Here is an 18312-nt window from a genome sequence, read left to right on the forward strand (position 1 = left end):
CCCCAGAGAAGTCAGTGGGTTACGCAGAGAATCGTAACGGGATACCAGATCAAGGGCCTGTCCAATGTGCATAAAAAAATCCGGAAACGAGTGAGCGTTTCCGGATTCTTACACAGCCACTGGATCGGTCAACTGATCCTTAACTGATCGGCATTAATCCCGTTGCTGGTGTATTTTTTTAAAAGCGTCTTCACGAGTCATTTGCTTGCCATCTGCCCCTTTTCCCCAATAAGCATTCGCCGCTTTCTGTGCCGCAACCATTTGCTTATCAAGCTCTTTCACTTCCTTTTCCAGCCCCGAAATCGAATTCATCTGCACATTCAGCGCTGACTCAAGCTGACTAAAGCGATAATTGAAATCTTCGCTATTCACAATCAGGTACTTATTATTCGTTTTGATATCATCAACAAACCGCCCACTATCGCTGGCTGCTGCCTGAAAAGAGTAAAAATTCACCGTCCAGCCAGACGCGGGCGTTCCTTTACTGGTTAACATCGCTGAGAATTTTACGGGTTTATCTTTCACCCAGGTCTGTTCCAGCAGTTGATAATCTGCCAACTGACCGATCCAGGTATAGAGATCATCGTTAGAAGAGACATCACCTTCCGCAGACCAGGTGGCCTGATTCCCCTTCGCATCAAGGTTTTTTAAATTGATGGCATCCAGTTTGAGAATGCCGTGATATTGCTTTTTGAATTGATCTTTTAAGACATTTTCAGTTGGCGGTTCACCATCGGCCCAGCCATAACCTGACATCAACACAAACAACGCCGTACCTACAATCCATTGTTTTTTCACAGTGAAAGTCTCGTGTGGAATAATTTATTCATGTGATTATCATCATGATAATCATGATTGACAATGGACGTGAGTCTGAAGTGAGAAAGCCCCGGCACGATACCGGGGCGAGGCGATTAGTACTGATTGAAAATCTGCTGGATCTGCTGTGGATCTTTAGTTTGCGTCAGCGCCAGTTGCAGCAGAACGCGCGCTTTTTGCGGGTTCAGCGTACCAGAGGCGACGAAACCGTATTTCGCATCATCCACTTCGGCATCCTGAGTGGTTGCGCCCGTCGGTACGCGAGAAGAACGCACTACCGCAGTGCCGTTTTTCGCCGCGGTTGCCAGGGTGTCGAATACGGTTTTATACAGGTTACCGTTACCCACACCGGCGCTAACGATGCCGTCATAGCCCGCATCTACCAGTGCTTTTGCCGGAAGATCGGATGCGTTAGCATAGTTATAAACGATACCAACTTTCGGCAGTTCATTCAGCTTAGAGACATCAAACGGCGTATCGCTGGTGTGCTTACGCGCCGGAGTACGCTGATAGTCGATTTTACCGTTGTGAATGTAACCCAGTGGACCGAAGTTAACAGACTTGAAGGTTGCTACATCGGTAGTGTTGGTTTTGGTCACGTCACGACCATCCAGCACGGTGTCGTTCATCACTACCAGCACGCCACGGTTAGCGGAGGCTTTATCTGCTGCGGTCACTACCGCGTTATACAGGTTGAATGGACCGTCTGCGCTCATGGAGGTGGACGGACGCATTGCGCCGACCATCACTACTGGCTTATCACATTTTACGGTCAGATCGAGGAAGTAAGCGGTTTCTTCCATCGTGTCTGTACCGTGAGTAATGACGAAGCCGTCAGTTTTATCGCAGTCGGTATTAATTTTTTTCGCCAGTGTCAGCCAGACATTATCATTCATGTCCTGGGAGCCGATGTTAACGACCTGCTCGCCTTTAACGTTCGCAATGTCCTTCAATTGCGGCACCGCATTGACCAGGTTTTCTACGCCAACTTTACCCGCTGTGTAGTTAGATTTGGTTGCGGAGTCACCACCACCGGCAATCGTCCCGCCGGTCGCTAAAATGGTGATATTCGGTAATGCTAATGCTGCACCACTAAAACCCATAACCAGTGCGGCAAGTGCCGTCTTTCTGAAAAACTCCATTTCATTCCTCCAGTTACGTGAACGCTACGTATTATCCCTTAGCTTTGTATAGGAAATTTGACGTTAAACAATTTACAACGTGAATGGATTTTGGAGATCTATAAAGTTAGAGGCAGGTAACAAAACGAAGAATTAAACGGCATAAAAAAGTATTATGCCGTCTTAAAATAGAGGATTATTTCAAATTCCCAACCAGGGCTTTGCGGCTATCTTCCAGGGTCACCACACGGCTACAGACATCTTTGCCAAACTGCTGGAAATCTTTTTCCTGCTTTTTCCACTCGGTTTGGATGGAGGATTGCAAACCGCCCAGGCTTCCCAGCACATTCTGTAACGGATTACCGCCGCTTTTCAGTACCGCTTTCGCGCCCATTTCATTAATGCTGTCCTGCAAAATTCCACCCATCGCCTGATTCACTAGTTGCTGGCCTTCGGCGCGAACCTGATCAATGGCTTTATAGTGGAACGTCAGGCCATCGCTGCGCGTTTCAATAATGCGATTCATCTGTTCTTTCAACTGCGCATCGAGCTTGGTCAGACGGCTGCGCATTTTACTGCTTTCACCCATCTCCTGAACGATAATTTTATCCAGTGCGACGCGGGCTTTCTCAACGCGGCTCTTAGTCCCTTCATCAATCCACGGCAACGTGCTGCGCAGTTCTGCCTGATAATCCTTCGCCTGCTCGCGCTGGGCGGCACTCAGAGAATATTGCTTGCCGTTGTACATCACATTGCCGTCTGGCGTGATCACCAGATTGCCGTTTTCGCCCTTCACCTGTACGGTTTGCGGGCTGACAATCACATCGTCACGCGGTGTGACGCTGCACTGGTAGTCGGCGTGAGCAGTCATTGCCGTTACTGAAAGTGCTGCCGCCAGCAGCATTTTGCGCATCATAATCTTCCCTCAAGAACAAATCAGGCCAGCATTTGCTGGCCCGGATTGATAACAAAGTGCGCATTGTCCATGCCGGATGCGGCGTAAATGCCTTATCCGGCCTACTCAATCGTGCAACCTCAATATATTGCATACCCATTGTAGGCCTGATAAGCGTAGCGCATCAGGCAGTTTTGCGTTTGTCATCGCCCGTATGCTTTCTTAGTCCCACCAAACGTCGAAAAGTTCGCTGGTGCGTACCTCATCCAGTTTGCGCTCTTCCAGCCACTTACGCACAATCGCCTGATGTTCTTCGGTACATTTGCCAATTTCCTGCATGCAGATCAGACCTTCCCAGGCCAGATAACCGCTGCCGTCAAAAGCCAGCTTGTTCGGTTCGACAACCTCGTTAATAAAGTCATCAACGGTTTTATCAATCTGTTCTTCCGATGTACCTTCCGGGAATCGCCATGCCACCGAAAATCCTAATTCCTGGAATTCGTCGATGTGCATTTTTTTACGCAGACGATGGCTACGGTTCTTTGCCATTATTTCACCCTCTCGAACATTAAGTCCCATACTCCGTGACCAAGACGATGACCACGTTGTTCAAATTTCGTCACCGGACGTGATTCCGGGCGCGGTACGTAATCGTTACTTTCTGACAGGTTTTTATAACCGTCAATGGAAGACATCACTTCGAGCATATGTTCCGCATAAGGTTCCCAGTCGGTCGCCATATGGAATACGCCCCCCAGTTGCAGTTTGCTTTTTACCAGTTCAGCAAACGGCACCTGAACGATACGGCGTTTATTATGACGTGCTTTGTGCCACGGGTCAGGGAAAAAGAGCTGAACCATGCTCAATGAATTGTCAGGAATCATTTTATGCAGCACTTCGACCGCGTCATGACACATCACGCGCAGATTGCTCAGCCCCTCTTCATGCGCGGAAGCCAGGCAAGCGCCAACGCCCGGCGAATGCACTTCAATGCCGAGGAAATCCTGCTCCGGACGCTCTTTCGCCATTGCCACCAGCGAAGCACCCATGCCAAAACCAATCTCAAGCGTCACCGGCGCTTCACGGCCAAACAGCGTCGGGAAATCCAGCATATCTTCGCTGAACTCAACGCCCATCACCGGCCAGTAGTTTTCCAGCGCATGTTCCTGGCCTTTGGTCAGTCGCCCCTGGCGGCGTACAAAACTACGGATACGGCGCAGAGGACGGCCGTTTTCATCAAATTCCGGTGAGATGACGTCGTTTTTCATAAAGATTTAGTCGCTTGTGAAAGTGTTCTGAAAACGGGCATTATCCAAAGTTAGTTGCCGGATGCAAGCATGATAAGGCCGTGGCTGCGGAAAGTTCCGGTTTACACCCTGTCGTCGCTGTGCTGCAATCTTGCCCCCAACAACTGTGAATTTGGTGACCATGCAAGCGTCGCAATTTTCAGCCCAGGTTCTGGACTGGTACGATAAATACGGGCGGAAAACCCTGCCCTGGCAAATTGACAAGACGCCCTACAAAGTATGGCTCTCAGAAGTGATGTTGCAACAAACTCAGGTTGCGACTGTTATCCCCTATTTTGAACGCTTTATGGCGCGCTTCCCGACGGTGACCGATCTCGCCAATGCGCCGCTGGATGAAGTTCTCCACTTGTGGACCGGGCTTGGCTATTACGCCCGCGCGCGCAATCTACATAAAGCGGCACAGCAAGTTGCCACCTTACACGGCGGAAAATTCCCGGAAACCTTTGAGGAAATCGCCGCACTACCGGGCGTCGGGCGTTCCACCGCGGGCGCGATCCTCTCACTTTCTCTGGGTAAGCACTTTCCGATTCTCGACGGTAACGTCAAACGCGTGCTGGCGCGCTGCTATGCTGTAAGCGGCTGGCCAGGGAAAAAAGAGGTCGAGAATAAACTGTGGAGTTTGAGCGAACAGGTGACGCCCGCCGTCGGTGTGGAGCGGTTTAATCAGGCGATGATGGATTTAGGCGCGATGATCTGCACGCGCTCGAAGCCAAAGTGTTCGCTCTGCCCGCTACAAAACGGCTGCATTGCCGCGGCCAATGATAGCTGGTCACTTTATCCAGGCAAAAAACCGAAACAGACGCTGCCGGAGCGCACCGGCTACTTTCTGCTGTTACAGCACGAAAATGAAGTATTTCTGGCGCAGCGTCCGCCAAGTGGATTGTGGGGCGGTTTATACTGCTTCCCGCAGTTTGCTGATGAAGAAAGTATGCGGCAATGGCTGGCGCAACGGCAGATCAACGCCGGTCACCTGACGCAACTCACCGCGTTTCGTCATACCTTCAGCCATTTCCATTTAGATATTGTGCCTATGTGGCTTCCCGTGTCGTCATTCACCGGTTGCATGGATGAAGGCAATGCGCTCTGGTATAACTTAGCGCAACCGCCGTCAGTTGGCCTGGCGGCTCCCGTGGAGCGTTTGTTACAGCAGTTACGCACTGGCGCGCCGGTTTAGCGCGTGAGTCGATAAGAGGATAATTTATGAGCAGAACGATTTTTTGTACTTTCCTGCAGCGTGAAGCAGAAGGTCAGGATTTTCAGCTATACCCCGGCGAACTGGGAAAACGCATCTACAACGAGATTTCCAAAGAAGCCTGGGCGCAGTGGCAGCACAAGCAAACCATGTTGATCAACGAAAAGAAACTTAACATGATGAATGCTGAGCACCGCAAGCTGCTGGAGCAGGAGATGGTCAATTTCCTGTTCGAAGGTAAAGAGGTACATATCGAAGGCTATACGCCGGAAGATAAAAAATAAAAAGACATTGCCGGAGCACGCCTCCGGCAACTTGCATAAAAACAAACACAACACGCACCCGGAATGATGAAAAAATATCTCGCGCTGGCTTTGATTGCGCCGTTGCTCATCTCCTGTTCGACGACCAAAAAAGGCGATACCTATAATGAAGCCTGGGTCAAAGATACCAACGGTTTTGATATTCTGATGGGGCAATTTGCCCACAATATTGAAAACATCTGGGGATTCAAAGAGGTGGTGATCGCCGGTCCTAAGGACTACGTGAAATACACCGATCAATATCAAACCCGCAGCCACATCAACTTTGATGATGGTACGATCACTATCGAAACCATCGCCGGGACGGAACCTGTCGCACACCTGCGCCGGGCAATTATCAAAACGTTACTGATGGGTGACGATCCGGGGTCGGTCGATCTCTATTCCGATGTTGATGATATTACGATATCAAAAGAACCTTTCCTTTATGGTCAGGTAGTAGACAACACCGGGCAGCCAATTCGTTGGGAAGGTCGCGCGAGCAATTTCGCGGATTATCTGCTGAAAAACCGCCTCAAAAGCCGCAGCAACGGGCTGCGTATTATCTACAGCGTAACCATTAATATGGTGCCGAACCACCTTGATAAACGTGCGCATAAATATCTCGGTATGGTTCGCCAGGCGTCACGAAAATATGGTGTCGATGAGTCATTAATTCTGGCGATTATGCAAACCGAATCCTCATTTAACCCGTATGCGGTCAGCCGTTCCGATGCGCTGGGATTAATGCAGGTAGTACAGCACACCGCCGGGAAAGACGTGTTCCGCTCACAGGGGAAATCCGGCATACCAGGCCGCAGTTTCTTGTTCGATCCTGCCAGCAACATTGATACCGGCACCGCATATCTGGCGATGCTGAATAATGTTTATCTCGGCGGCATTGATAACCCAACGTCGCGCCGTTATGCCGTCATCACCGCCTATAACGGCGGCGCAGGCAGCGTGTTACGTGTTTTCTCGAATGATAAAATTCAGGCAGCTAATATTATTAACACCATGACGCCAGGTGATGTTTATCAGACTTTGACGACCCGCCATCCTTCTGCGGAATCTCGCCGCTATCTCTATAAAGTGAACATGGCGCAGAAATCTTACCGCCGTCGATAATTTCACCTTTGCCTCTGACATTACTTCGAGGCAAAGTGTTACACGCTTCACAATTTCGCCTTGCAAATTGATATTATTTGCAATTATTTGCTACGGATAACAAAAAAACAGTCAGCGAAGTTGATAGAATCGCATCATCTTGCACGGTCAAATGTGCTTTTTAAAACACTCATCCGCATCACGATGTGAGGAAATTAACATGAATCTTAAGCTGCAGCTGAAAATCCTCTCTTTTCTGCAGTTCTGCCTGTGGGGAAGTTGGCTAACGACCCTCGGCTCATATATGTTCGTTACCCTGAAGTTCGACGGTGCTTCTATTGGCGCAGTTTATAGTTCACTGGGTATCGCCGCGGTCTTTATGCCTGCTTTGCTGGGGATTGTGGCCGACAAATGGTTAAGTGCGAAATGGGTATATGCCATTTGTCACACCATCGGCGCAATTACTCTCTTCATGGCGGCGCAAGTTACCACGCCGGAGGCGATGTTCCTCGTTATCCTGATTAACTCGTTTGCCTATATGCCAACACTTGGGTTAATCAACACCATCTCTTACTATCGCCTGCAAAACGCGGGGCTGGATATCGTTACTGATTTCCCGCCAATCCGTATCTGGGGCACCATCGGTTTTATTATGGCGATGTGGGTGGTGAGCCTGTCAGGCTTCGAACTAAGCCACATGCAACTGTATATTGGCGCAGCCCTTTCCGCCGTTCTGGTGCTGTTTACCTTTACGCTGCCGTATATTCCGGTTGCTAAACAGCAAGCGAATCAGAGCTGGACGACTTTGCTGGGGCTTGATGCATTCGCGCTGTTTAAAAACAAGCGTATGGCGATTTTCTTCATCTTCTCGATGCTGCTGGGCGCGGAACTGCAGATTACCAACATGTTCGGTAATACCTTCCTGCACAGCTTCGACAAAGATCCGATGTTCGCCAGCAGCTTTATCGTGCAACATGCGTCAATCATCATGTCGATTTCGCAAATCTCTGAAACGCTGTTCATTCTGACTATCCCGTTCTTCTTAAGCCGCTACGGTATTAAGAACGTAATGATGATCAGTATTGTGGCGTGGATACTGCGTTTTGCGCTGTTTGCCTACGGCGACCCGACTCCGTTCGGTACTGTACTGCTGGTGCTGTCAATGATTGTCTACGGCTGCGCATTCGACTTCTTCAACATCTCTGGTTCGGTGTTTGTGGAAAAAGAAGTTAGCCCGGCAATTCGCGCCAGTGCGCAGGGGATGTTCCTGATGATGACCAACGGCTTCGGCTGTATCCTCGGCGGTATTGTGAGCGGTAAAGTGGTTGAGATGTATACCCAAAACGGCATTACCGACTGGCAGACCGTATGGCTGATTTTCGCAGGTTACTCCGTGGTTCTGGCCTTCGCGTTCATGGCGATGTTCAAATACAAACACGTTCGTGTCCCGGCGGGCACACAGACGGTTAACCACTAATTACGCCAAGAAAAACGGGCTACCAGATGGTAGCCCGTTTTTTTGTTCTCACTTCAACACATAACCGTATAAACGTTTCATGCCGTCGGCATCGGTTTCGCTATAGACACCTTGTAGCTCCGGCGAAAACCCCGGCAACAAATTCACGCCTTCTTCCAGTGCGAGAAAATAACGCTGTACCGCGCCTCCCCATACCTCCCCCGGCACCACGCAAAGCACGCCAGGTGGATACGGCAGCGCGCCTTCCGCCGCAATCCGCCCTTCGGCATCACGAATACGCACTAACTCCACTTCACCACGAATATAGGCGCTATGCGCATCCTGGGGATTCATCACTACAGGCGGGAAACTCTGTTGGCGGAACATCGCTTTTTGCAGGTCTTTGACGTCGAAACTGACATACAGATCGTGCATCTCCTGACACAACTGGCGCAGGGTATAGTCGCGATAGCGCACCGGATATTTGTTATAAACGCTCGGCAACACCTCAGCCAGTGGCGAGTCATCCTCAATATGCTGTTCAAACTGTGCCAACATTGCGACCAGTTGTGCCAGCTTCTCGTGGCTCTCCGCCGGGGTTAATAAGAACAGAATAGAGTTGAGATCGCACTTTTCCGGCACAATGCCATTCTCACGCAGATAGTGCGCCAGAATCGTCGCAGGAATACCAAAGTCGCTATATTCACCGGTTTCGGCATCGATACCGGGCGTGGTCAGTAGCAGCTTGCACGGATCAACAAAATACTGATCTGCGGCATATCCCTCAAAGCCGTGCCAATTCGCCCCCGGTTCAAAACTGAAGAAGCGACGGTCGCTGGCCAATACTGACGTCGGATAATCCTGCCACAATTTGCCACCAACAACGGGCGGGATAAACGGGCGAAACAGCTTACAGCGTGCAAGAATCGCCTTGCGCGCTTCAATGCCCAACTCAACACACTCCGCCCACAGTCGACGACCGCTCTCCCCTTCATGGATTTTGGCGTTAACGTCCAGCGCAGCAAACAGCGGATAGAACGGACTGGTGGAGGCGTGGAGCATAAAGGCATTATTCAACCGCTTATGCGGGCAAAAGCGCGCCTGCCCGCGAATATGGTTATCTTTTTTGTGGATCTGCGAAGTCTGCGAGAATCCCGCCTGCTGTTTGTGCACCGACTGGGTAACAAAGATCCCCGGATCGTTTTCGTTAAGTTCTAACAGTAACGGCGAGCTATCTGCCATCATCGGAATAAACTGCTCATAACCGACCCACGCGGAATCAAACAGAATGTAATCGCACAAATGCCCAATGGTCTCGATCACCTGGCGAGCGTTATAGATAGTACCGTCATAAGTTCCTAACTGAATAATTGCCAGGCGAAACGGGCGCGGTAGTTCGGCTTTTTCTGGTGCCACTTCACGAATTTGCTGGCGCAAATAGTCTTCATTAAAACAATGCGCATCAATACCGCCGATAAAACCGAACGGGTTACGCGCGGCTTCCAGATACACCGGCGTCGCCCCAGCCTGAATCAATGCACCGTGATGATTCGACTTATGATTGTTACGATCGAACAGTACCAGATCGCCACGCGTTAACAGCGCATTGGTAACCACTTTGTTTGCTGCCGAAGTGCCGTTAAGCACAAAATAGGTTTTATCAGCATGAAACACTTTGGCCGCAAACTTCTGCGCATCCTTCGCTGAGCCTTCATGAATAAGCAGATCGCCCAGTTTCACATCGGCGTTGCACATATCGGCACGAAAAACGTTCTCACCGAAGAAATTGTAAAAATGACGCCCCGCAGGATGCTTTTTAAAGAACGCGCCATGTTGATGACCCGGGCAAGCAAAAGTGCTGTTGCCCATCTCAACATATTGCGTCAGCGTGTCATAAAACGGCGGCAACACGTTCTCTTCGTACTGGCAGGCTGCAGATTCCAGCTCCAGCCACTGCTGCTCGTTGCCATTGATTACCGCCGCGACGCCCGCAGGCAATTCAACAATCTGTTCGGAATACAAAAACACCGGTAGATGAAAACCAGTGCGTTTAAGTAACGCAAGAATGCCACTGCGGCTATCCGCAGCGGTAATGACGACTGCCGCGACGTCCGTAAAATCAGTATCTTCCAGCGCCACCACGCGACGATGGGTAGAAATTCGGGAAACCAGTTCACTACTGGCGGCAATACTCATTGATTTCATAAATGTAAAACCCGTTTCGGGGAGGTAAAAATACCGGGCAAGGTGTAAAAACCTGCCGCATGAGATGTGGGTCAAACTGGTCACCAGCTCCGACCGCCAGACATCAGTAAAAGCAGAATGGCTCTGATTTTACTGTTGTCCTACAGTGAGCGTGCGTTAACTTCACCGCATGAGCAGTAATATGGAAAGGGAAGCGTTTCGCGCAAAACGGCGATAAACAAGAGAATGTAAGGAGGTGGCGTGCATCGGGCAAACTCCGTACAACAAGGAGAAAATTCGCGCAATCATGGCACCTTTCACCAGAGCGTGCAAGCCAGGACTTTGCGGTCAGACAAGCAATCGGCGGGACAAAAAGTTCATAATAAAAACATCAAACAACACAATTAACAGGAACTCTTGTGGTCATCGGCCCTTTTATCAACGCTAGTGCAGTATTACTGGGTGGCGTCCTCGGCGCACTACTTAGTCAACGCTTACCGGAACGGATCCGTGTCTCTATGACATCCATTTTTGGTCTGGCATCGTTGGGAATTGGTATTTTACTGGTGGTGAAATGCGCCAACCTTCCGGCGATGGTTTTAGCGACGCTACTCGGTGCATTAATTGGTGAAATTTGTTTGTTGGAAAAAGGTGTTAATACCGCAGTCGCTAAAGCGCAAAATTTGTTTCGTCACTCGCGTAAAAAGCCAGCGCATGAATCTTTTATTCAGAATTTTGTCGCGATTATTGTCCTGTTTTGTGCCAGCGGCACCGGGATCTTCGGCGCGATGAATGAAGGGATGACCGGCGATCCGAGCATTTTAATCGCCAAGTCATTTCTGGATTTCTTTACCGCGATGATCTTCGCCTGTTCACTTGGCATTGCGGTATCGGTGATTAGTATTCCATTGCTGATCATCCAGTTAACGCTGGCCTGGGCTGCTGCGCTGATATTACCGCTGACAACACCATCGATGATGGCGGACTTCAGCGCCGTAGGTGGTTTGCTGCTGCTAGCAACCGGCTTACGCATCTGCGGCATTAAACTATTTCCGGTGGTCAACATGCTTCCAGCACTACTTCTGGCAATGCCTCTTTCCGCCGCCTGGAGCACCAGGTTTGTCTGATGATGCGTGTAGTAACGGCAAAGTGATGATAGATTGTGCAGTCTGCTATAAATTGAAGAAATTTAATTGACGAGACGAGGCGAATCAGGTTTAATGCGCCCCGTTGCCCGGATAGCTCAGTCGGTAGAGCAGGGGATTGAAAATCCCCGTGTCCTTGGTTCGATTCCGAGTCCGGGCACCAAATTCATATCAACGGACCTCCACGGAGGTCCGTTTTTCGTTTCAGAACACCATGATTTAAGTGTTCTTCCTCCAAATCAATTCTACCGAACTCAACCAAATTCTCCCCACATCAACCTCATTGTGTGGGTATAATTGCGGGTATACCCCAGTTCGACAGAATTTGTACCCTCTTTAACGCATTCAGAAGGCTGAACTATGGCACTGACTGACGCAAAAATCCGGGCTGCAAAGCCCACTGACAAGGCTTATAAACTCACTGACGGGGCCGGCATGTTCCTGCTGGTTCATCCTAATGGTTCCCGTTACTGGCGTCTCCGTTATCGTATTCTGGGTAAGGAGAAGACTCTGGCACTTGGCGTGTATCCAGAAGTTTCTCTCTCCGAAGCTCGTACAAAACGGGATGAGGCCCGAAAACTGATTTCGGAGGGGGTTGACCCTTGCGAACAGAAAAGAGCTAAAAAAGTAGTCCCTGATTTACAACTCTCTTTTGAACATATTGCACGACGCTGGCATGCCAGTAATAAACAATGGGCACAATCACACAGCGATAAAGTACTCAAAAGCCTCGAGACACACGTTTTCCCCTTTATCGGCAACCGGGATATCACAACACTCAGTACCCCGGACCTGCTTATCCCTGTTCGTGCTGCAGAAGCTAAACAAATTTATGAAATCGCCAGTCGTCTGCAGCAAAGAATATCTGCTGTAATGCGTTATGCCGTACAGTCTGGCATCATCAGATATAACCCGGCTCTGGATATGGCTGGTGCATTGACCACGGTAAAACGCCAGCATCGCCCTGCTCTGGATCTTTCACGCCTGCCTGAACTTCTGTCGCGTATTGACGGTTATAAAGGCCAGCCTGTCACCCGACTGGCAGTTATGCTGAATTTACTGGTTTTTATTCGTTCCAGTGAACTCAGATATGCCCGCTGGTCTGAAATTGATATTGACAATGCCATGTGGACTATTCCAGCCGAACGCGAACCTCTGCCAGGCGTAAAATTTTCACACCGGGGCTCCAAGATGCGAACACCACATCTTGTGCCACTCAGCCAACAGGCTGTAGCCATACTGGCAGAACTTCAGACATGGGCAGGTGAAAATGGTCTGATCTTTACGGGAGCACATGACCCACGTAAACCAATCAGTGAAAATACTGTAAATAAAGCCCTGAGGGTGATGGGATATGACACAACCCGGGAAGTCTGTGGCCATGGATTCCGGGCGATGGCATGCAGTGCATTGATTGAATCAGGTTTGTGGTCCCGCGATGCAGTGGAACGTCAGATGAGTCATCAGGAGCGTAATGGTGTACGTGCTGCGTATATCCATAAAGCAGAACATCTGGAAGAACGTCGACTGATGCTACAGTGGTGGGCAGATTTTCTGGATGCGAACAGAGAACAATGTATCAGCCCGTTTGAATATGCAAAGATTAACAATCCATTAAAATAGTAATCATCCCGGGCTGCCAGCCCGGGAATTATTTTCTGAATATTTTTCTTTGTGAGTAACTGGAAAAAGGATAGCGAAGTAAATTACTTTAATGAATTATTCCAGAGGCTCATTAAAGTTCTTTCGTAATACTTTGTAGTCAAACACGTTATGGCTGGCATCAAAAACCACGGATTTTCCCTGCCAGCGGGTAATCACCTCCTCCGGTGTTTTCGGTTGATCCGGTCTGGTTACGCCCATCCATGCATTAATCAGATAATCATTATACGCAGTGGAAAAAACGCTGTTCACCGTCTGGCGATCGACATGCTCTCCCAGTGCCGGGCTGTACCAGATAAACATCGGAACATGATAAGCCTGCTGGCTGGGTTTTATTCCGCCATGAAAATAGGCATGCTCTTTTGTCGGGTCATACTCCAGGCCATGATCTGAAAAATACATGACGGATGCCCGACGCGTTTCCAGCATGGCGAAAACCTGTCCCAACAAACTGTCGGTATAATGAATGGAATTATCGTAACAGACTTCTTCTGTATCCAGCGGTTTAAACACGGCTTTATCTCTGGGCCAGTTACTGCAGACTGGCTCATGGCTGCCCGTCAGATGCAGAACAATCAGTTTCCTGCTCCCCGGATTACTGTTCAGTGCTTCAGCCAGGTGTGGGAGCAGTAACTCATCATAGCCTCTGACATAAATTCTGTTTCTGGCCCGCATGGCGATACTGGCCACAGCCGTTCCGTTCTGTCGGAAAGCTGACTGCGCACTGAGCCACCAGGTATCGAACCCCGCCTGATTCGCCATGTTGATAATATTATCGGGGTAACGGCGAACATCATGATGCAGCACGGTATCAGCAGATAATGCCAGCGGTACCGCAAGGGCGGTATAAGGTGCCCCGCTGATTGCCTGAGTGAACAGTTTCAGTCGTGATTTCTGTTTCTGAAGTTCTGGTGTGGTTGGGCGCGAATACCCGTAAATGGACATGTTATCAGTCCTTGCTGATTCACCGATGATCAGTACAAATTCATCAATATTATTGTCTGTAATCATCAGCTCGTAGTGAGGTATGGTATCAGCAATCGTCATTAATCTCTGATGCTCCTTTGCGGCCAGTGCAAAATAGTTCAGATTAAAGAAAGGGGTATATGTGGCAAATCGGGAAGCGACTATGTAAGGATCAACTTCACTTATTTGATACTGTTTCTTCAACGCAAACTGAAAGGAAGAATATAACGCTACTGTAATTAACAATAAAAACGTTATTACAGTGTTCTTTTTCGAAAACAATGAAGACGATTTCTTTATTGCTGAACAGAAGAACAATAAAAAGAGGATAATAAACGCAATAACATAAACAACATACATCCTGAACATTCTTATTGCTTCATCAGGATCTGTCTGTAGGATACTGATTGCAAAACCATCATTAAATGTTGTACCGAATGTACACCATGAATACAAACTGATACTGATATCTGCCGCTGTCAGTAATGTGAACGGAAAGGCCAGAATAAAACGCAGCGTAAGCGATTTCATCGCCTTAATAATAAGAAGCACCAAGGTAAAGAATAATATCCGGTAAATCAGATGCGCTCCTGAGGATACAAGGAGATTAGAAAGGGTAAAGACAACCACTGATAACACGAGGCGCTTATCATTGCAAATCCGCGGCCAGTGTATGAACGGAAGATTAATTTTCATAATAATTGAGTAAAAGCGATATTTCTGCCCGGCGCTGACCGTGAAACATACCGTGGCAGATGAATACATTTTTCTGAATAATCATAAAACGGGCATCATCCGCCGCCACAAATGTAGCGGCGTAAACAGGATCGTCATGATGTTTTCTTTCGTGACAGAAGAGAACGACACATACCACCCGCAATCATTATCAGCAGGAATAACATCCCCAGGACAACAATTACTCTTAATGCCGGATGAACCCGATCGGCGAGAAAAAATAACTCCATCCCGAAACCAATAACAAGCCAGGCCAGCGCCATTCCGACGAGCCCTTTTAACAGCAATCTCACGCTCCTCTCCTTCTGCATTCTTAACGAAAATGCCTTACAATAACAGCAGCCGGGGAAGGCAACGCTGGCTGCTGAACGGTATGACATTTTACTGCTTTATGTTCTCTCAGTTTCTGTACTGACGCCGCCATTAATGGTATTACAGTTTATTCAGAATAAGGCAGGCGGCCTGGTTTAATGCAATAAACTCCTGCCAGCTGTACTGAGACTGATAATTCAGTAAATACTGGTCTTCAACCCGGCAAATCTGTGGGCGTTTATCATAAATTGCACACAGATGAGAATCAGTCTGATAGTGACGGCAAATACCGTCACCACGATCCAGACATTGCGTTTCACCAGCCCTGTTGACATGACGACAACAGGCCCCACACTGGTTACAGGGAAATGGAGGGTGTAATTTCATCGCTTATTTAACCAGTCGCGAACAGAAGCCACATTTCCTGACTCAAACGGCAACTCAATCCCTCGTCGGCTGACTTCTTCTCTCAGCAGAAGTCCGCGCTCTATCTCACTGTTTACGCTATCCAGATGAAGCGAAAAGTGATTTAACGCGGCAGCATCAACAGAAAATTCCAGCGCAGTAAGTTCTACAAGATAGCGATCAAGTTCAGCATTGACTGCCTGAAAGTATTCCAGTGACCGCCGGAACTTATCCTTAAATTTGTCCAGAAATGCCCACACCCGCTGCATAACCTCGCTGTATTCGAGATAATAATTCATCACCAGCCCGAGAATACCTGTCGTCAGCGCACCACAAAAGGCAGCAAGCTCTGAACCAAATGGAAAAATAAGGATCTGCGCCATCGCCTCATTTATCATCACCCCTCCGGCAACAGCCACACCTGCTGCTATCAGTTTAGTAACCGCTTTGGCTAACTGTCCCGGCGATAATCCCTCCGGGTTAAATACCAGGACTTTAAAGGCCTGAACGAGATTGTTCCACATTTCCCTGATAAGCCGGACAATCATTCTTTCCGTTGTCAGGAATATATTTAACAGCGTTGTGGTAATACCTGACAGTATCCCTCCGATGACACCATCTTTAAAGGCAATTAAAAAAGAACTGAATTTTTCCTGTACTCGTTCCTGGCAGGCACGTAATGCTGACGTTATTTCGGACAGGCATTTGCCGGCGCTGAATGAGTTCCGTTGCTGCCTGATAATATGCGGAATTCGTTCCCTCAGTTCGAACCAGATCTCGGCAAGAATAAGTCCCAGCATCTGTCGCGTCCCCATACGAAAACCGGAATTAAGTGAAGCACTGGCGACAGCAGTAGCAAACTTACTACTCAGGTAATAGCTCTGATTAATCGTGGCCTCGTATTTTTCCTGGGCATATTTATCAGCCCTTTCCATACGCTCAGTATCTGCATCAGCTTTTTTTCTCAGACTTATCAGACGTTTCTTTTCTTTTTCTGTCAGTGTTACCTGAGATTCAAGCTCTGCTATCTGCCTTAACGTATCTTCTCTGTTTTTCTGCAGTGTGCAAATAAACGCATCCATTGAGTCTGCTTTCTTTGATTTATTGAGCGACTCATGTGTGAATGCCAGATTTGAAGCGTCATTTGCCAGTTCTGCACCATCCCGTTCAGCAAGAATTCTCCCCGGATCATCATGAATTTCTTTAGCGGAAATAATATGATCCAGATTTTTGTTATCGTCTGAAGCAAACACTTCGCCTGTATATGCATCAGTAAGAGTCCCTGCCTGATGTGCACGCTTTCCTTTCCGGTTCGTCGCGATGTAGTTCTCATGGCTGTGGTAATGATGAGAATCATAGTCACCACGACCTTCATACCGCTGTCGCTCAGCCTCCGTGGCATAAATGCCATTACGCACATTATGGATAGTGTCAACATCACCACCCTTACGATCATTTAACAACAGAAAATCCAGCCCGAATGATGTAACCAGGCTCTTCACCATGGTCTGATGTAACTCTTCTGTCCAGTCAAATTTTTCTACATTCATGTTATTTCACTTCTTGTAAAGCCGGGCTTTAACGCCCGGTAAATCATTAACTCCGGGATGAAAAATCATCAAATTTCACAACCGAACTGGCCAGTACATCATCCAGCTCATCCTTATTAATAACGTTCATTCCATTATCATCCGTTTCCATTTCAATAACGTTATCTTTTATCACTGCCTCACCATTTTCCTGTTTCCGCGGTTTAAACAGTGGCGTTGTAATAATATCCGTCATAATAGCGGCCAGTGAATATCCATGGTCAATAAGCACAATGACTTCATCTGATACACTGATATCCTGTTGTTCTGTAATAACAGAATGCATGGATTTAAGCGGCTCAAAATAGTGTTTAATAAATACAGCATGCATTCTGTTCAGTGCAGCGAGAATTTCATCAACGTATTGATTAACTTTTGCAAAATGCTCCCGGGCCAGATTCATTTTCTTAACTGCCCGTTCAACATCGCAGGCACACTGATGAGCATTTTCAAGAGCTTTCGTCGCATGTCTGTCGTAAGCCCAGCCCGCAATGGCAATCAACGGTGCAGCCACTGCAGTACCTAATACCATTGCGCCACCAGCCATTCCCATGCCCCCTGCAGCCAGTGAGCCCCCACCAATTGCCGCCATCGTCGCGTTATAAGCCGCGGCACCAGAAAGCGCTGCAATGGGTGTACCTGTGGAAGCCGCAGCAAATGCCATCACTCCGCTATACACAGCAAAACCCGCAGCAGCCCCGGAAACTCCGGCAGCAACGACCGTACTGAGATATTCTGTCGCTGAAATGGCCAGGTTCTGAATCTTATTGATGTTATGTTGCGGGACACTCAGTTTCAGGTCTTTATTGCCCTCTTTTTCCAGACGCGCCAGGAGCTCAGCAGCAATCCTGTCGAACTCACTGAAATCTTTACCAATCTCAAGCTCTTTATTTCCGAGCGTTGTTAATTTTGATGATGTCTGAGCTTCAGCCTGCTCAAATTTTTCTTTATGCTCCTCGTAACGCTCTTTTGCTTTTTCGAGGATATCCTCTGCTTCTGACTTTTTTTGATATCCATCGTAAGCTTTTTTTCCGCCGAATGCCGCAGCGCCGGCAGCCACACCCAAAATAATGAAAGGTAACGCCATTCTTTTCCTCCTGTACAGGTTGCTTTAT

General features: G+C 48.4%; 17 protein-coding genes, 1 tRNA gene and 1 pseudogene. 7 read left to right on the forward strand and 12 right to left on the reverse strand.

From position 1 onward, the window contains the following. The 6 genes and pseudogenes from A9587_RS25175 to trmB form a co-directional block, all read right to left on the reverse strand. Window positions 1-72 (reverse strand): hypothetical protein (locus A9587_RS25175; protein WP_001675268.1); only part of this gene is annotated, 72 nt, incomplete at its 3' end. Window positions 73-156: 84 nt separating this feature from the next. Then, window positions 157-798, reverse strand: a pseudogene (locus A9587_RS19925) (DUF1202 family protein); the annotation flags it as partial. 116 nt (window positions 799-914) lie between these two features. Continuing rightward, window positions 915-1961 carry an L-asparaginase 2 gene (gene ansB / locus A9587_RS19930; RefSeq protein ID WP_000394192.1) on the reverse strand — a complete coding sequence of 349 codons (1047 nt, stop codon included), beginning with the start codon at window positions 1959-1961 and terminating at the stop codon, window positions 915-917. A 175-nt stretch (window positions 1962-2136) separates the two neighbouring features. Beyond that, on the reverse strand, window positions 2137-2856 hold the full coding sequence (locus tag A9587_RS19935) for a DUF2884 domain-containing protein (protein WP_000984801.1): 720 nt from the start codon (window positions 2854-2856) through the stop codon (window positions 2137-2139). 201 nt (window positions 2857-3057) lie between these two features. Beyond that, window positions 3058-3384 carry a YggL family protein gene (locus tag A9587_RS19940; protein ID WP_105263776.1) on the reverse strand — a complete coding sequence of 109 codons (327 nt, stop codon included), beginning with the start codon at window positions 3382-3384 and terminating at the stop codon, window positions 3058-3060. Beyond that, entirely contained in the window at window positions 3384-4103 is a 720-nt protein-coding gene (gene trmB, locus A9587_RS19945; protein WP_000786922.1) for a tRNA (guanosine(46)-N7)-methyltransferase TrmB, read from the reverse strand. The genes A9587_RS19940 and trmB overlap by 1 nt, the downstream gene beginning before the upstream one ends. 160 nt (window positions 4104-4263) lie before the next feature. Here trmB and mutY point away from each other — a divergent pair, with 160 nt between their 5' ends. The 4 genes from mutY (at window position 4264) to nupG (ending at window position 8220) form a co-directional block, all read left to right on the forward strand. Then, window positions 4264-5316 (forward strand): A/G-specific adenine glycosylase, encoded by a 1053-nt coding sequence (mutY, locus tag A9587_RS19955; RefSeq protein ID WP_001517060.1) that lies wholly within the window; start codon window positions 4264-4266, stop codon window positions 5314-5316. Between the two features lie 26 nt (window positions 5317-5342). Then, on the forward strand, window positions 5343-5618 hold the full coding sequence (locus tag A9587_RS19960; RefSeq protein ID WP_000091700.1) for an oxidative damage protection protein: 276 nt from the start codon (window positions 5343-5345) through the stop codon (window positions 5616-5618). 66 nt (window positions 5619-5684) lie between these two features. After that, complete coding sequence (mltC, locus tag A9587_RS19965; protein ID WP_001517061.1) at window positions 5685-6764, forward strand: membrane-bound lytic murein transglycosylase MltC; 1080 nt, start codon at window positions 5685-5687, stop codon at window positions 6762-6764. Between the two features lie 199 nt (window positions 6765-6963). Beyond that, the gene (nupG, locus tag A9587_RS19970) at window positions 6964-8220 is read left to right on the forward strand and encodes a nucleoside permease NupG (RefSeq protein ID WP_001517062.1); all 1257 of its coding nucleotides are present in this window, start codon (window positions 6964-6966) and stop codon (window positions 8218-8220) included. Between the two features lie 48 nt (window positions 8221-8268). Here the strand turns inward: nupG and speC are convergent, their stop codons facing one another. Further along, a complete protein-coding gene (speC, locus tag A9587_RS19975; RefSeq protein WP_000839918.1) occupies window positions 8269-10404 on the reverse strand; it encodes an ornithine decarboxylase in 2136 nt (711 codons plus the stop codon). Window positions 10405-10566: 162 nt separating this feature from the next. Further along, window positions 10567-10650, reverse strand: a complete 84-nt coding sequence (locus A9587_RS25180) for a hypothetical protein (protein ID WP_212976457.1) — start codon at window positions 10648-10650, stop codon at window positions 10567-10569. Between the two features lie 152 nt (window positions 10651-10802). Between A9587_RS25180 and A9587_RS19980 the strand changes: the two genes are divergently transcribed. The 3 genes from A9587_RS19980 to A9587_RS19990 all read left to right on the forward strand — a co-directional run bounded on the left by A9587_RS19980 (window position 10803) and on the right by A9587_RS19990 (window position 13151). After that, window positions 10803-11510 carry a DUF554 domain-containing protein gene (locus tag A9587_RS19980; RefSeq protein ID WP_105281944.1) on the forward strand — a complete coding sequence of 236 codons (708 nt, stop codon included), beginning with the start codon at window positions 10803-10805 and terminating at the stop codon, window positions 11508-11510. 105 nt (window positions 11511-11615) lie between these two features. Further along, window positions 11616-11691 (forward strand) — tRNA-Phe (locus A9587_RS19985). Window positions 11692-11888: 197 nt separating this feature from the next. Further along, the gene (locus A9587_RS19990; protein WP_089558109.1) at window positions 11889-13151 is read left to right on the forward strand and encodes a tyrosine-type recombinase/integrase; all 1263 of its coding nucleotides are present in this window, start codon (window positions 11889-11891) and stop codon (window positions 13149-13151) included. Window positions 13152-13247: 96 nt separating this feature from the next. Here A9587_RS19990 and A9587_RS19995 read toward each other — a convergent pair whose 3' ends face one another. The 4 genes from A9587_RS19995 to A9587_RS20020 form a co-directional block, all read right to left on the reverse strand. Beyond that, a complete protein-coding gene (locus A9587_RS19995) occupies window positions 13248-14921 on the reverse strand; it encodes a phosphoethanolamine transferase (protein WP_105263775.1) in 1674 nt (557 codons plus the stop codon). Between the two features lie 65 nt (window positions 14922-14986). Next, window positions 14987-15184 (reverse strand): hypothetical protein, encoded by a 198-nt coding sequence (locus A9587_RS20005; RefSeq protein ID WP_001543225.1) that lies wholly within the window; start codon window positions 15182-15184, stop codon window positions 14987-14989. Window positions 15185-15586: 402 nt separating this feature from the next. Beyond that, entirely contained in the window at window positions 15587-17158 is a 1572-nt protein-coding gene (locus A9587_RS20015; RefSeq protein ID WP_105263773.1) for a cobalamin adenosyltransferase, read from the reverse strand. Between the two features lie 46 nt (window positions 17159-17204). Further along, window positions 17205-18284, reverse strand: coding sequence for a chemotaxis protein (locus A9587_RS20020; RefSeq protein ID WP_105263772.1), 1080 nt, complete (start codon window positions 18282-18284; stop codon window positions 17205-17207). Window positions 18285-18312 lie beyond the last annotated feature (28 nt).

The organism is Escherichia sp. MOD1-EC6162, from assembly GCF_002965125.1.
In the GTDB taxonomy this organism is placed as follows: domain Bacteria; phylum Pseudomonadota; class Gammaproteobacteria; order Enterobacterales; family Enterobacteriaceae; genus Escherichia; species Escherichia marmotae.